Annotated in this window: 14 protein-coding genes and 1 pseudogene; 5 read left to right on the forward strand and 10 right to left on the reverse strand. The window is 67.1% G+C overall.

Annotation, left to right across the window (positions count from 1 at the left end; translation table 11 throughout):
- The first annotated feature begins 59 nt into the window (after nt 1–59).
- From OC550_RS09775 to OC550_RS09790, 4 genes are all read left to right on the forward strand, one after another.
- The gene (locus tag OC550_RS09775; RefSeq protein ID WP_262105558.1) at nt 60–779 is read left to right on the forward strand and encodes a 3'-5' exonuclease; all 720 of its coding nucleotides are present in this window, start codon (nt 60–62) and stop codon (nt 777–779) included.
- Nucleotides 780–881: 102 nt separating this feature from the next.
- A complete protein-coding gene (locus OC550_RS09780; protein WP_262105578.1) occupies nt 882–1,874 on the forward strand; it encodes a methionine ABC transporter ATP-binding protein in 993 nt (330 codons plus the stop codon).
- Complete coding sequence (locus OC550_RS09785) at nt 1,871–2,611, forward strand: methionine ABC transporter permease (RefSeq protein WP_262105580.1); 741 nt, start codon at nt 1,871–1,873, stop codon at nt 2,609–2,611. Before OC550_RS09780 ends, OC550_RS09785 begins: the two co-directional genes overlap by 4 nt.
- Nucleotides 2,612–2,761: 150 nt before the next feature.
- Nucleotides 2,762–3,595 carry a MetQ/NlpA family ABC transporter substrate-binding protein gene (locus tag OC550_RS09790; RefSeq protein WP_262105581.1) on the forward strand — a complete coding sequence of 278 codons (834 nt, stop codon included), beginning with the start codon at nt 2,762–2,764 and terminating at the stop codon, nt 3,593–3,595.
- Between the two features lie 93 nt (nt 3,596–3,688).
- Here the strand turns inward: OC550_RS09790 and OC550_RS09795 are convergent.
- Nucleotides 3,689–3,910: pseudogene (locus OC550_RS09795) on the reverse strand (transposase); the annotation flags it as partial.
- Nucleotides 3,911–4,028: 118 nt separating this feature from the next.
- Here OC550_RS09795 and OC550_RS09800 point away from each other — a divergent pair.
- Nucleotides 4,029–5,405 (forward strand): IS30 family transposase, encoded by a 1,377-nt coding sequence (locus tag OC550_RS09800; protein ID WP_262103510.1) that lies wholly within the window; start codon nt 4,029–4,031, stop codon nt 5,403–5,405.
- On the opposite strand, the gene OC550_RS09805 is transcribed toward OC550_RS09800, so the two are convergent.
- From OC550_RS09805 to hemQ, 9 genes are all read right to left on the reverse strand, one after another.
- The gene (locus OC550_RS09805; protein ID WP_262105583.1) at nt 5,374–5,997 is read right to left on the reverse strand and encodes an IS3 family transposase; all 624 of its coding nucleotides are present in this window, start codon (nt 5,995–5,997) and stop codon (nt 5,374–5,376) included. The two genes, OC550_RS09800 and OC550_RS09805, sit on opposite strands and share 32 nt — an antisense overlap.
- The gene (locus OC550_RS09810; RefSeq protein ID WP_262103508.1) at nt 5,994–6,320 is read right to left on the reverse strand and encodes a helix-turn-helix domain-containing protein; all 327 of its coding nucleotides are present in this window, start codon (nt 6,318–6,320) and stop codon (nt 5,994–5,996) included. Before OC550_RS09810 ends, OC550_RS09805 begins: the two co-directional genes overlap by 4 nt.
- A gap of 288 nt (nt 6,321–6,608) precedes the next feature.
- The gene (locus tag OC550_RS09815; protein WP_262105585.1) at nt 6,609–7,757 is read right to left on the reverse strand and encodes an AI-2E family transporter; all 1,149 of its coding nucleotides are present in this window, start codon (nt 7,755–7,757) and stop codon (nt 6,609–6,611) included.
- Between the two features lie 23 nt (nt 7,758–7,780).
- Nucleotides 7,781–9,106: a glutamate-1-semialdehyde 2,1-aminomutase gene (gene hemL / locus OC550_RS09820; protein ID WP_262105586.1), complete on the reverse strand. Its 1,326-nt coding sequence runs from the start codon at nt 9,104–9,106 to the stop codon at nt 7,781–7,783.
- 3 nt (nt 9,107–9,109) lie between these two features.
- Complete coding sequence (hemB, locus tag OC550_RS09825) at nt 9,110–10,093, reverse strand: porphobilinogen synthase (protein ID WP_262105588.1); 984 nt, start codon at nt 10,091–10,093, stop codon at nt 9,110–9,112.
- A 9-nt stretch (nt 10,094–10,102) separates the two neighbouring features.
- Nucleotides 10,103–10,966: a uroporphyrinogen-III synthase gene (locus OC550_RS09830; RefSeq protein ID WP_262105590.1), complete on the reverse strand. Its 864-nt coding sequence runs from the start codon at nt 10,964–10,966 to the stop codon at nt 10,103–10,105.
- A 50-nt stretch (nt 10,967–11,016) separates the two neighbouring features.
- Entirely contained in the window at nt 11,017–11,982 is a 966-nt protein-coding gene (hemC, locus tag OC550_RS09835) for a hydroxymethylbilane synthase (protein ID WP_262106307.1), read from the reverse strand.
- A 2-nt stretch (nt 11,983–11,984) separates the two neighbouring features.
- On the reverse strand, nt 11,985–13,118 hold the full coding sequence (locus OC550_RS09840) for a ferrochelatase (RefSeq protein WP_262106308.1): 1,134 nt from the start codon (nt 13,116–13,118) through the stop codon (nt 11,985–11,987).
- 53 nt (nt 13,119–13,171) lie between these two features.
- A complete protein-coding gene (gene hemQ, locus OC550_RS09845) occupies nt 13,172–13,879 on the reverse strand; it encodes a hydrogen peroxide-dependent heme synthase (protein ID WP_262105592.1) in 708 nt (235 codons plus the stop codon).
- Nucleotides 13,880–13,902 lie beyond the last annotated feature (23 nt).

Consider the following 13,902-nt stretch of genomic DNA (forward strand, 5'->3'; position numbering starts at 1 on the left):
TGAATCCACACGCGCCCCCCCTCCCCGAAAATGTCGCAACCGGCCGGTAGCGTGGCCGCATGATGAGCTGGCATGAACTTCCCCGGGCGGCCTTTGACGTCGAGACGACCGGGCGCGACCCCCTGGAGGCCCGCATCGTCACCGCCTCCATCGTGCTGGTGGACGGGACCGGCCGTCCGCTGGAACACCATGAGTGGCTGGTGGACCCCGGCGTCGACATTCCCTCGGAAGCCAGCGCCATCCACGGTGTGACCACGGCGCACGCCCGTTCCCAGGGACGGGACGCCGCGGAGGCGGCTGCGGAAATCTCCTCGGTCCTCGGGGGCTTCTTCGCGGAGGAAATCCCGGTCATGGCGTTCAATGCCTCCTACGACTTCACCGTGCTCGCTGCCGAGTGCACCCGTCACGGGCTGCTCCCCTGCCGCCCCCGGCCGGTCATTGACCCGTTTGTGCTGGACAAACAGATGGACCGCTACCGGCGCGGCAAGCGGACGCTGACTGCCATGAGCGAGCACTACGGCGTGCGACTCGAAGCCGCGCACACCTCGGCCGCGGATGCATTGGCAACGATCGGCGTCGCCGACGCCCTCGCTCGAAAATACCCGCAACTGGCCATCGACCCGTTGGACCTCCACGACGCACAGATCACATGGTGCGAACGCCAGGCTGCAAACTTCCAGGAGTGGCTGCGCCGAACCAACCCCGACGCGCTCGTGGACGGGCTCTGGCCGTTGCGGGAGGCGCGCGAAGCGGTGCCGGCCGGCACTGTCTCGATCTAGAACCGGAAGGGAGCGGATAGGGCATCACCGGCAGGGCTGTCATAATTATGGTGTCCGTTCCTGTGCCCGATGGCCAGGCCGTCCCCTACTGCCAGAGGATCTATGATCACTGTTACAGACCTCCGCAAGGTCTACCGCCAAGGCGACCGGGAAGTTGTCGCCCTCGACGGTGTCAGCCTGCAGGTACCGAAGGGCTCGATCCATGGAATTGTCGGTCATTCCGGGGCCGGCAAGTCCACACTGGTCCGATGCCTGACCCTGCTGGATGCACCGACCTCCGGATCGGTCAGCATCAACGGGGCGGAGCTAAGTTCGGCGCACGATGCCGACCTTCGGGCGGCGCGGCGCCGAATCGGCATGATTTTCCAGCATGCCAACCTGATGGACTCGCGGACCGCGCTGGCGAATGTTGCGCATCCGCTGGAGATCGTGCGCAGTCCAAAGCGGCAGACCCGCGCCAAGGCTGCGGAACTGCTGAAGCTCGTGGGCCTGGAAGGATTCGAGGATGCCTACCCGGCGCAGCTCTCCGGCGGACAGAAGCAGCGGGTGGGAATCGCACGGGCCCTCGCCTCGGATCCGGATGTCCTGCTCTGCGACGAGCCGACGTCCGCCTTGGATCCCAAGACAACGGATGAGATCCTCGTCCTGATCAAGGACCTGACCCAGCGGCTGCAGCTGACGGTGCTCGTGATCACCCATGAAATGCACGTCATCAAACGGATCTGCGACTCGGTTTCGCTGCTGGAAGGCGGGAAAATCGTCGAACACGGTCCGCTGCGCACAGTGGCGGCGGATCTCGGCAGCAAGCTCTCCCACACGCTCCTGCCACTGCCCGCCGCCGAGCCGCTGGGCACCGGCGTCGTCCTGGAGGTGCTCTTTTCCGGTGATACGGCATCGGCACCCGTGCTCAGCACTGCGGCGCGCAAGTTCGACCTCGACCTGAACGTCCTTGCCGGCAGCGTCGAGTCCCTGGACAACGCGCAGTTCGGCCATCTCCGCATTCAACTGCCGGAGGGTGCCGACGCCGGTCCGGTGGTCGGCTACCTGCGTGACCAAGGCGCCTCAGTAAGCTTTACCGGATCGGAGGCAGCATGAACCTGATTGAAGAACTGACCACCAATCCCGGAATCACCGAAGCCCTGCCCGAGGCGATCGCTGAGACCCTGCTGATGGTCTCGGTCTCCGGACTGTTCACCTTGTTGATCGGACTCCCCCTGGGTATCTTCCTCTACACCAGCGCCCCGGGCGGGCTGCGTCCGATGCGGATCACCAACCACATCGTGTCCGACGTCATCGTGAACATCACGCGCTCGATCCCGTTTGCCATCCTGATGATCTCGCTGATCCCGCTGGCCCGCGTCATCACCGGCTCCTCGATCGGGCCGCTGGCCGCCTGCGTTTCGCTGACCATCGGCACGGTGCCCTTCTTCGCGAGACTGGTAGAAACCGCCCTGCGGGACGTCAGCTCCGGCAAGATCGATGCGGCCTTGGTGCTCGGTTCCACGCGGATGCAGATCGTTTCCAAGGTCCTCGTTCCCGAGGCCCTGCCGGGCCTAGTCGCGGCGCTGACCACGACGCTGGTCACCCTGGTCGGCTACTCCGCCATGGCAGGCCTCACCGGCGGCGGCGGGCTGGGACAGCTCGCTTACAACTACGGGTTCCAGCGGTTCGACACGCCGGTCATGGTGGTCACCATTGTCCTGATGGTCATCCTGGTCCAGGCCATCCAGTGGATCGGGGACGGCATTTCGCGGCGGGTCGACCACCGCAGCGCCGGCGGCGCGGGCAGGAAGGCCCGCCGCCACGAGCCCAAGGCCGCCGTCGGGCTCTGAGCCCGGCTGTCCGGGAGACCCGCTATCAGCCAAGAACTTCCTGCACGGTCCCATGGGAAGTGCAGAAGACTGCAGCCAGTAGCCGCTAGCTGCACCACGTCCGATCCGGGCGGATGACCGGAACGGGTTATTTGAAAGGAACGCACACTGATGCGTAGAACACTCACCTTCGTGGGCACCGGCGTCGCCGCTGCCTTGGCGTTGACGGCTTGCGGTGGATCCGAATCCGCCCCCAGCGCCACCCTTGATCCGGCCAATCCGGTGACCATCACCGTGGGTGCCGCCCCGGTGCCGCATGCCAGGATCCTGGAGTTCATTGACCAGAACCTGGCTCCGGACGCTGGTATCGACCTGGAGGTCGAGGAGATGACCGACTACCAGACGCCGAACATCGCCCTGGACGACGGCTCCATCGACGCCAATTACTTCCAGCACCTGGCATTCCTTGAGCAGCAGATGACTGACAAGGGCTATGAGTTCGAGCACGGTGAAGGCGTCCACATCGAACCCTACGCAGGCTTCTCCTCCAAGCATGAGAGCATCGAGGACCTCCCCGACGGCGCCACCATCGCCATCACCAACGATCCCGCCAACCAGCCCCGTGCGCTGAAGATGCTGGAGACGGCCGGCCTGCTGAAGAACATCGAAGAGGACAGCGCGGCGCTGACCCTGACCGAGGAGCAGAACCCCAAGGGCCTCAAATTCGAAGAGAACCAGCCGGAGATCCTGCTGACGCTGATCGAGGATCCCGAAGTGGACCTGGCCATCATCAACGGCAACTTCATCCTCGAAGCCGGGATGAGTACCGATGAGGCACTCGTCGTTGAATCCACGGACAACAACCCGTACGCGAACTTCCTCGCGTGGCGTGCAGGCGAAGAAACGCCAGCCATCACCAAGCTGGAAGAGCTGCTGCACTCCCCCGAAGTCAAGAAGTACATGGATGAGACCTGGCCCAGCGGCGATGTCTTCCCGGCCTTCTAGGACGGCCTGAACCTTCCGGGTCGTCCTGGTTCAGCGAGGCCCCGGCAACCTGCGTGAACTGGTCCCCTGAAGCTGGACTGGGTAATTAAGAGCCTAAACCTTGAGGGCCTGAGCACGGTATTGCACCGGGCTCAGGCCCTCAAGCTTTGTGGAGATCCTTTCGGTGTTGTACCAGCGGATGTATTCGTGGATGGCTGATGTGAGTGCGCCGGTGCTGAGGAATCGGACATGGTGGAAGAGCTCTTCCTTGAGGTGTCCGAAGAAGTTTTCCATCACTGCGTTGTCGTAGCAGTTGCCCTTGCGGGACATCGATTGGATGGCGTTGGCGCCCTGCAGGAGTCTCCGCCATGAGGCGTGCTGGTATTGGACGGATTCAACCGGTCGTCGCAACACCTCGATTCTGGAGGTAGTGATGGGCAGGCCGGCGGGCTGGATGAAGGCGTTGACGGGCAGGTCTGCGATGAGATCGCCCGGGAAGCCATCATTACGGCGCGACACTGAGCGGGCGTTCTGGCGTGCGATCGCGACGGGGTGCACGAGTGAGGCGGCGGCGGCGTCGGTCGGCGTGTCGCAAGCGGCTGGAACGCGCTGGTTCCGGGATCGTGGCGGCATGCCGACGTTCATGCTTGCCCCGCTCCAAGGCCGGTACCTGTCGTTCGAAGAACGTGAGGAGATAGCGCTGTGGAAAGCGCAGGGGGCAGGGGTGAGGAAAATTGCCCGGGCGCTGAGGCGGGACCCGTCAACGATCTCCCGGGAGCTGCGCCGCAATGCGGCTACTCGCGGAGGGAAGCTCGATTACCGTGCATCAGTCGCGCAATGGAAGGCTGAACGGTTCGCCCAGCGCCCGAAGACCGCCAAGCTTATAACGAATGAACGGCTGCACCAGTACGTGCAGGACAAGCTCGCCGGCGTCGTCAGAGCACACGACGGCCGTGTCGTCGCCGGCCCTGGTGCTCCGGCATGGACGGGCAGGAACAAGCCGCACCGGGGCGACCGCGAGTGGGTGACGGCATGGAGTCCGGAGCAGATCTCGAACCGACTCAAGGCCGATTTCCCGGATGATAAGTCCATGCGCATCTCCCACGAGGCGATCTATCAGGCGCTCTACGTCCAGGGCCGCGGAGCGCTCAAACGCGAACTCGTCCTGCACCTGCGCACGGGGCGTGCATTGCGCGTGCCAAGAGCTCGGTCGAAGCGGCAGTCCTGGGCGCATGTCACCGAAGAGACGCTCATCAGCAAACGCCCTCCCGAGGTTGCCGATCGCGCCGTTCCCGGGCATTGGGAAGGGGACTTGGTGATCGGCCTGCAACGATCGGCGATCGGTACTCTGGTCGAGCGGACGACACGGTTCACGGTGCTGATCCACCTGCCCCGCGGAGAGGGCTACGGCATCATCCCACGGACGAAGAACGGAGCCGCGCTGGCCGGATATGGCGCAGTGGTGATGGCAGACGCCCTCGCCAGGACGATCACAACACTGCCCCAACAACTGCGGCAGTCGGTGACCTGGGACCGCGGGAAGGAACTCTCCGATCATGCCAGATTCACTGTCGACACCGGGGTAAAGGTCTACTTCGCCGACCCGAAGAGCCCCTGGCAGCGCGGCACGAACGAGAACACGAACGGGCTGCTGCGCCAATACTTCCCAAAAGGCACTGATCTGTCCCGATGGAGCAGCGATGACCTCGCAGCCATCGCCCACACGCTCAACACCAGGCCACGCAAGACACTCGGCTGGAAGACACCTGCCGAAGCATTTGACGAACAGCTACGATCGATCAAACAACCCGGTGTTGCGACGACCGGTTGAATCCGTCTTGGAATCCCTGGTCTGAGTGCACGATCGGTTTCTGCCCATACTCGAGCGTTGCCAGCGCCATACGCAGTGAGGTGTTGGTGAGCGCCAGGTTCGGGGACAGGCCGACGGTGTAGGAGAGGATCTGCCGGTCGAAAAGGTCCATGACGGGTGAGAGGTAGAGTTTTCGACCGTCGACTCTGAACTCGGTCACATCCGTTACCCACTTCTGGTTCGGGGCATCGGCATCGAAGTCCCGGTTCAGCAGATTGGGGGCAGTTTTGCCCTGTTCGCCTTGGTAGGAGTTGTAGCGTTTCCTTTGCCGGACCTTGCAGACGAGCTGCAGGGAACGCATGAGCTTCAGCACGGTCTTCTTCGCGACCGTCCACCCTTGCCGGGTCAGTTCAGTGTGGATGCGGCGGTGCCCGTATCTGCCGTGGTTCTTTGTGAAGATGGTCGTGGCAGCGCTCTTGACTGCTTCCTTCGGGTCGGGAGCCCTGAGTCGGGCCTGGTGGTAGAAGAACGTCGAACGGGCCAAGCCGGCGACCTGCAGCAGAACCGGCAGCGAAAAGTCGGCCTTGAGGGCGATGATGGCCTGAACCTTCACCGTTGTTTTGGTGCCCTCAAGGCCCGCAATTTTCCCAGGTAGGCCACTTCCGCCCGCAGCCGTTCATTCTCCCGGCGCAGCCGCTCCAGTTCAGATGGCTCCGCCGGCGGTGGAGCGCCGGGCTTCCTCGGTCTGCCTTTAGGCTTCGGACGCAGGGCGTCCGCGCCCTGGCGGTGATATACCCGTACCCATGTCTCGAGCAGACGAGGTGAGGACAGGTCCGCCTCAGCCGCGAGGTCCGAAGCGCTCTCACCGGCCAGGAACTTCTCTACCAAGGCGAGCTTAAACTCGAACGAGTACGCCTTTTTTGTCGGTTTGCCCACGAGCGCTCCTCGACCATGGATCCTCCACCGCCGATAAAGGTGCCTAACCGGCCAGCGGGCCACGCCCAGTATGGTTGCGGTCGCCGTATCTGCGATGCCCTTCTCGAACCACGCTACAGCGGCCTCCCGCTGCACAACCGACAACGAACTACGTGCATACATAAAAGTGCTCCCCGGATGTCGGAACTGAATTTCTCAGTCCAACTTCCGGGGAGCACTTCTGCGCGGTTGCCGGGGCCTCGCTGCTTCGCTCCACAGCAGCTTGCTCCCGCAAGAACAGTTCGGGGGTCAGCCGACGGCCGTCTTCTCCACTGGTTCGGTCGCCGGACCGTCTTCGGTGTACCCGGACATGACGCGGATGATGACCCAGCCGACGGCAGCGATCGGCACGGCGAGGATGCCGCCGATAATGCCGCCAAGAATCGTCCCGGCGGCCAGGGCCAGCAGGATCACCAACGAGTGCAGGCTCACCGATCGGCCCATCACGACAGGCTGCAGCAGGTTGCCTTCCAGTTGGTTCACGGCGATCACGACCGCAATCACGACGAGCGCGGCTACCGGGCCGTTGGCCACCAGGGCCACCAGGGCTGCGAGTACCCCGGCAATGGTGGCGCCGACAATCGGGATGAACCCGCCGATGAAGATCAGTACGGCCAGCGGCAGTGCCAGCGGCACCTGCAGGATCAGCAGGGCCAGCCCGATAACCACCGCGTCGACGGCGGCCACAATCGCAGTACCGCGGACGTAGCTGCCCAGCACGTCCATTGCTTGAGCTCCCGCCTTCTGCATCTTCCCCCGGCGGCGCGCCGGGACCCAACGCAGCAGGAAGGACCAGATGCGGTCGCCGTCCTTAAGGAAGTAGAACAGCACCACGGCCATCAGCACCGCACCGGTGACGACCTCCGCCGCCGTCGACAATCCGCTCAGCGCGCTCCGCCGCGCCGAAGAACTGGTCAGGAAATCGACGATGCCCGCGAGGGCTTCATCGATCTGGGCCTGGCTCACCGGCAACGGGAACTCTGCGATGAACGCCTGCAGCTGTGTCCACCCCTGGGTGGCCTGCTGCACCAGCTCGTCGGCTTCGCTGCGGACGGCGAAAACCATGCCGGTGATAACGCCGCCCAAGACCACCAGCAAACCGAGGAAGGTCACGGAGGTTGCCAATGGGCTCGGCCAGCCCAGGTTGCGCAGTTTCCCGACCACCGGGTAGACGGCGGCTGCGAGGATGAGCGCGATGAGCAGCGGAATCACGACGAGCTGCAGCTGCAGCATGACGTACACCGAGACCGTCGCCAAGGCCAGGGTCAGCAGGATCTGGGCCGACCGGGTCGCCGTCCGGCCCAGTCCGTCGGACCAGAGGCCCGGGTCGGAGGATGCCGGGCGGCGCCGGCTTTGGTGCGCTTCCAGCAGCTGCCGCCGCCGCGTCGTCAGTGCCATGGATGCTCCTTAGTTGGGCGGTGTCAGTTGGGCGGTGTCGCCGCCGCTGCGGCCTCGGCGGCCGCCGGCAGTGCTGCATAGACCCTGTCCATGGCCCGGGCGTCGTGTGCCGCTGAAAGGAACCATGCCTCGAAGACCGACGGCGGCAGGTACACGCCGTCGTTCAGCATCGAGTGGAAGAACGGCGCGTAGCGGTACACCTGCTGGCCCTGGGCGTCGTCGTAGTTGCGCACGCCGTGCTCCGACGTCCCGAAGGCGACGCTGAAGAGGTTGCCGGCCCGCTGGATGCTGTGGTCGACTCCGGCGGCGTCGAGGGCCGAGGAAACGGCCGCGGAAAGCTCCAGCGAAGCCGCGTCGATCTGCTCGTAGACGTCCGGGGTCGCGGCGGTGAGCGTGGCGATGCCCGCCGCCATGGCGATCGGGTTTCCGGAGAGGGTGCCGGCCTGGTAGACCGGGCCGACCGGGGCCAGGTAGTCCATGACCTCCGCCCGGCCGCCCAGCGCGGCCACCGGCAGTCCGCCGCCGATGACCTTGCCGAAGGTCATCAAGTCCGGCGTGAACGGCGCCGTGCTCTGCGCCGCTCCCCCGGTCAGGCCCCAGTAGCCCGCGTAGCCGGTGCGGAAGCCGGTCAGCACTTCGTCGAAGATCAGCAGTGCCCCGTGCTCGGAGGTGATGCGGGACAGTCCGGCGTTGAAGCCCTCCGCGGGGGTCACGACGCCCATGTTGGCCGGCGCCGCCTCGGTGATGACGGCGGCGATGTTCTGGCCGTGCTTGGCGAAGGCCTCTTCCACGGCGGCCAGGTCGTTGTACGGCAGCACAAGGGTTTCCGAAGCGGTGGCCTCCGTGACCCCCGCGGAACCGGGCAGCGCCAGCGTGGCGAGTCCCGATCCGGCCGAGGCCAGCAGGCCGTCGAGGTGGCCGTGGTAGCAGCCGGCGAACTTGATGATCAGGTTGCGTCCGGTGAAGCCCCGCGCCAGCCGCACGGCGGTCATCGTTGCCTCGGTGCCCGTGGAGACCATGCGGAGGCGTTCGACGGCGGCGACGCGGCCCATGACCAGCTCGGCCAGTTCCGCTTCGGCCGGGGTCGAGGCGCCGAAGGAGAGGCCGCGGTCCACGGCGGCATGGACCGCCTCGAGGACGGCGGGGTGCGCGTGGCCGACGATGGCCGGGCCCCATGAGCAGACCAGGTCGACGTACTCCCGGCCGTCGGCGTCCGTCAGGTAGGGACCGGATGCCGAGACCATCACCGGCGGAGTCCCGCCGACGGAACCGAACGCCCGCACCGGTGAATTCACGCCGCCGGGCATCAGTTTCAGGGCACGGTTGAACAGTTCTTCAGAGCGCGTCATTGCTTACTTGCTTTCCTTCAGCCAGCGGGCCATCTCTGCGGCCCAGTACGTCAACACCATATCGGCTCCGGCGCGGCGGATGCCCAGCACGGACTCGAGGATGGCGGGTTTGCGGTCGATCCAGCCATTGGCCGCGGCGGCCTCGATCATGGCGTACTCGCCGGAGATCTGGTAGGCCGCCACCGGAACCGGGGACATCTCGGCCACGTCGGCCAGGATGTCCAGGTAGCTCATGGCCGGCTTGACCATGACCATGTCGGCTCCCTCCTGCAGGTCAAGCTCGACCTCCAGGATCGCCTCGCGGCGGTTGGCGGGATCCATCTGGTACGTCCGCCGGTCGCCCTTCAACTGCGAATCGACGGCTTCCCGGAAGGGGCCGTAGAACGCGGACGAGTATTTGGCCGCATAGGCCAGCACGGCGGTGTTCTGCAGTCCGGCCTCGTCCAGTGCCTGCCGGATGACGGCCACCTGGCCGTCCATCATGCCGGAGGGACCGAGTACATCGGCACCGGCCTGGGCCTGCACGACGGCCATCCGGGCGTAGATTTCCAGCGTCGCGTCGTTGTCCACCGAGCCGTCCGGGGCAAGCACGCCGCAGTGGCCGTGGTCGGTGAACTCGTCGAGGCACACATCGCTCATGACCACCAGGTCGTCCCCGACCTCGGCCTTGACGTCCGCGATCGCCTTGTTGAGCACCCCGTCCGGATCCACCCCGGCGCTGCCGGTGGCGTCCCGCGCCTCGGGCACACCGAAGAGCATGATTCCGCCGAGCCCAAGTTCGGCGGCCTCGGCCGCCGCCTTCCTCAGGGTTTCGGGCGTGTGCTGTACGACGCCGGGCATCGACTGCAGCGGCACCGGCTCGCTGATTCCCTCGCGTACGAACGCGGGCAGGATCAGCTGCGACGGTTCGACCCGGACCTCGGCGGTCAGCCGTCGCATGGCGGGCGTGGCGCGCAGGCGGCGGGGACGGTGTTGGGGGAAACTCATGGGGCTCCTTCAGCGTCGGTTCGGGCGTTGTTCGAGGGCGGCGGCCAGTGCGTCGGCGATGCCCTGAGGGGTTGGCTGGGCGGCCGTCGCGGCCAGCGGCAGGCCCAGCCGCCGGGACTCCGCTGCGGTGCTGTTGCCGATCGCCACCAGCAGCAGTTTTTCCGGCAGGCCCGGCGCCACCAGGTGCAGCCGCCGGGCGAGGCTCGGCGAGGTGAGGACAACGGCGTGGATCTCTCCGGCGGCCACCGCCTCATTGAAGTCCTCCGCCGTGATGGGCTCCAGCTCAGCTCCTGCGGGGGCCGCGCCGGCCGAGGCGAGGCTCTGGGTAATCCGGCGCTCGGGACGGGCCGGATAATCCACCGTGTGGTACGCGACCACCGGCAGCACCTGCCAGCCCTTGCCCATCAGCCCTTCGAAAATGGTGTTTGCGGCGAGGTCCGCCTGCGGCAGGAACACCTTGGTGCGCAGGGACTGCTCGGGCCGAAGCTCGGTGCCCAGCGGCCAGTCCTCGACGAGGCCGACGGCGTCCATGGTGCCCTCCGGGACCAGGTCCACGTCGATGCCTTCGGCCTCCAGCGTGCTCGCCGTGGCCGTGCCGACGGCGGCAACTTTAGTATCGCCGATGAGTTCCGGCAGCGTGGTGCCGAGGGCGGCGGCCCGCTGCTTCAAGGCCCGCACGGTCGTGATGCTGGTCAGCACCATCCATTCGAACCGGCCCTGGCCGAGCATCCGCAGCGCCTCGTCCAGCTCCTGCGTGGAGCCGGGCTGCTCGAAGTCGATCAGCGGCATCAGCCGCACCTCTGCCCCGCGCCGCCGCAGCTCGGCGACCATGCCGGCCGCGCGGTCCGCGCTGCGCGGCAGGACGACCGTCATCCCGGCGAGCGGCCTTTCCGGCGCCCGGCGCGGCCGACGCAGCTGCATCGTCAGTGTCCAGCGAGCGGGGTCAGCTCCGCCGCGCCCTCGGCCAGCAGGTCTTCGGCCAGGCGGACGCCGAGGTCCAGCGCGGCGCCGGTTCCGTCTGCCGGCGCTTCCAGCCGCCGGCGCAGCAGGCGCCGGCCGTCCGGGCTGCAGACCACGGCCTCCAGCACCAGCTTCCCGTCCTGCCTGGCAGCAAGGGCACCGATGGGCGCGCTGCAGCCGGCCTCGAGCCGGGCCAGCAGGGAACGCTCCGCCGTCACCGCGAGCCGGGTGGATTCGTCGTCGTACTCCCGCAAGGCCGCCGAGAGCACGGTCTCCGCGGCCGCATCCGCCGCCCGGCATTCCACCGCCAGGGCTCCCTGGCCCGGGGCCGGCAGCATGACGGAGGGGTCCAGCAGCTCGGTGATCGTCTCCGTGCGGCTCAGCCGCGTCAGTCCGGCGGCGGCAAGGACGACGGCGTCAAGGTCGCCCTTCTTGCCCTCGACCACCTCGGGACCGTGCATCCCGCGGACGCGGCCGAGCCGGGTGTCCACGTTGCCGCGGATGTCGATGACCTCCAGGTCCGGCCGGGCGGCCCGCAGCTGGGCCGCACGCCGCGGCGAACCGGTGCCTACCTTGGCGCCGGCGGGCAGTCCGGCCAGGTCCAGGCCGTCGCGCGCGCAGAGCGCGTCGCGGACATCCACGCGCTGCGGGTAGGCGGCGACCTCCAGTCCCTCGGCCACGCCGGTGGGCAGGTCCTTCAGGGAGTGGACGGCCACGTCGCAGCGGTCGTCGAGCAGCGCCTCGCGCAGCGCGGCGACGAAAACGCCGGTGCCGCCGATCTGCGCCAGCGAGCCCTTCAGCACGTCGCCCTCGGTGCGGATGCGCACCAGCTCGTATCCCAGCGTCCCCGCGGAGGCCAGCGCCTCGGCCACCGTCGTCGTCTGGGTCACGGCCAGGGCACTGCCGCGGGTGCCGACACGGACATTCATGCTCATTTGGCGCCCGTTCCCACGGTGGAGTCGAGGCCGGCCACCGTCGGCTTTTCGCCCCTGCGGTTGGCGCAGCAGTTGGGCATGCACACGTCCATCCACGGGCCCAGCTTGGTCAGCGCCGGGCGGTCGGCAATGTTGTTCTTCTCCGTGCGTTCGCAGACGAGGTCCACCAGGCCCTCGACGAACTTCCGGTGGACACCCGGGGTCGGCACGCGCGTGGCGGCGAGGCCCAGCTCGGCGCAGGTCTGCAGGGCCTCGGTATCCAGGTCCCAGACGACTTCCATATGGTCGCTGACGAAACCGAGCGGCACGATCACGACCCCCTTGGCTCCCTTGCCGGGCAGCTCCTGGAGCGCATCGTTGATGTCCGGTTCGAGCCACGGGATGTGCGGCGCGCCGGAACGGGACTGGTAGACGAGCGACCAGTCGGCGCCGGCCGCCTCGGGCACGCGGTCCAGCACCGCCTGCGCGGTGGCCAGGTGCTGCGCGACGTAGGCGCTGCCGCCGTCGAACTCCATGCCCCGCGGACCCGCGGCCTCGGCATCGCCGATCGGGATGGAGTGGGTGGCGAACATGATGTGGACCGGTGCGTCCGGCTCGCCCTTGGCGGCCAGCTCGGCCCGCACGGTGGCAAGTCCGGCGGCGACGCCCTCGGCGAACGGCTCGACGAAGCCGGGGTGGTCGAAGTACTGGCGCACCTTGTCCACCTCGAGCTTGCCCTCCAGGCCGGTCTCGACCAGGGCCATGCCGAAGTCCTCGCGGTACTGGCGGCAGCTGGAGTAGCAGGAGTAGGCGCTGGTGCTCACGGCGAGCACCCGGCGGTGCCCGGCGTCGTAGGCTTCCCGGAAGGTGTCGGCGATGAACGGTGCCCAGTTGCGGTTGCCCCAGAGCACCGGCAGGTCGATCCCGCGCCGCTGCAGCTCGGCCTCCAGGGCCTGCTTCAGCGCGCGGTTCTGCGCGTTGATCGGGCTGATGCCGCCGAACGCCCGATAGTGGTGCGAGACTTCCTCGAGCCGCTCGTCCGGGATGCCGCGCCCTCGCGTGACGTTGCGCAGGAACGGGATGACGTCCTCCTGGCCCTCGGGTCCGCCGAAGGAAGCGAGGACGACGGCGTCGTACGGCTTCGGCTCCATCCGGCCGTTCGCGTCGACGCCGGCCAGCGGATCGAAGCCGGAACCGGCGGTGCTCACCGCAGCACCTCGGCGATCTCCGCCGTCGTGATCCGGCGGCCGGTGTAGAAGGGGATCTCCTCGCGGACGTGGTTGCGGGCCTCGGTGTAGCGCAGGTGGCGCATGAGGTCCACCAGGTCGATCAGTTCCGGGGCCTCGAGGGCGAGGATCCATTCCCAGTCGCCCAGGGCGAACGAGGCCACGGTGTTGGCGCGCACCTGCGGGAAGTCGCGGCCCAGCAGGCCGTGGTCGCGCAGCATCTTCCCGCGTTCCGCCGCCGGCAGCAGGTACCACTCGTACGACCGCACGAACGGGTACACGCACAGCCAGGACTCGGGCTCTTCGCCGCGCGAGAACGCCGGGCTGTGGTCCTTGGAGAATTCGGCGTCGCGGTGCACGCCCATGGCGGACCAGACGATGTCCGTCTCTTCGAACAGCCCGGTCCGGCGGATGGTGCGCACGGCGGCCTGCAGCTGCTCCGGCTCGGCGCCGTGCAGCCAGATCATCACGTCCGCGTCCTCGCGCATGGCGGAGACGTCGTAGGCGCCGCGCAGCGTCACTCCCTTGTCGCCGAGGGCGGCGACGGTCGAATCGAACTCGGCGAGGGCCGAGTCGGCGATCTCCGCGCCGGAGCGCTTGAAGACTGTCCAGAGGGTGTAGAAGAGGGCTTCTTTTTCCGCGGTATCGGCGGCGCTGGTTGACCCGGACGGGGACGTTTCACTCATGCTTAACAGTCTGCCTTCTGAGT

The sequence above is a fragment of the Arthrobacter sp. Marseille-P9274 genome, from assembly GCF_946892675.1.
In the GTDB taxonomy this organism is placed as follows: Bacteria; Actinomycetota; Actinomycetes; order Actinomycetales; family Micrococcaceae; genus Crystallibacter.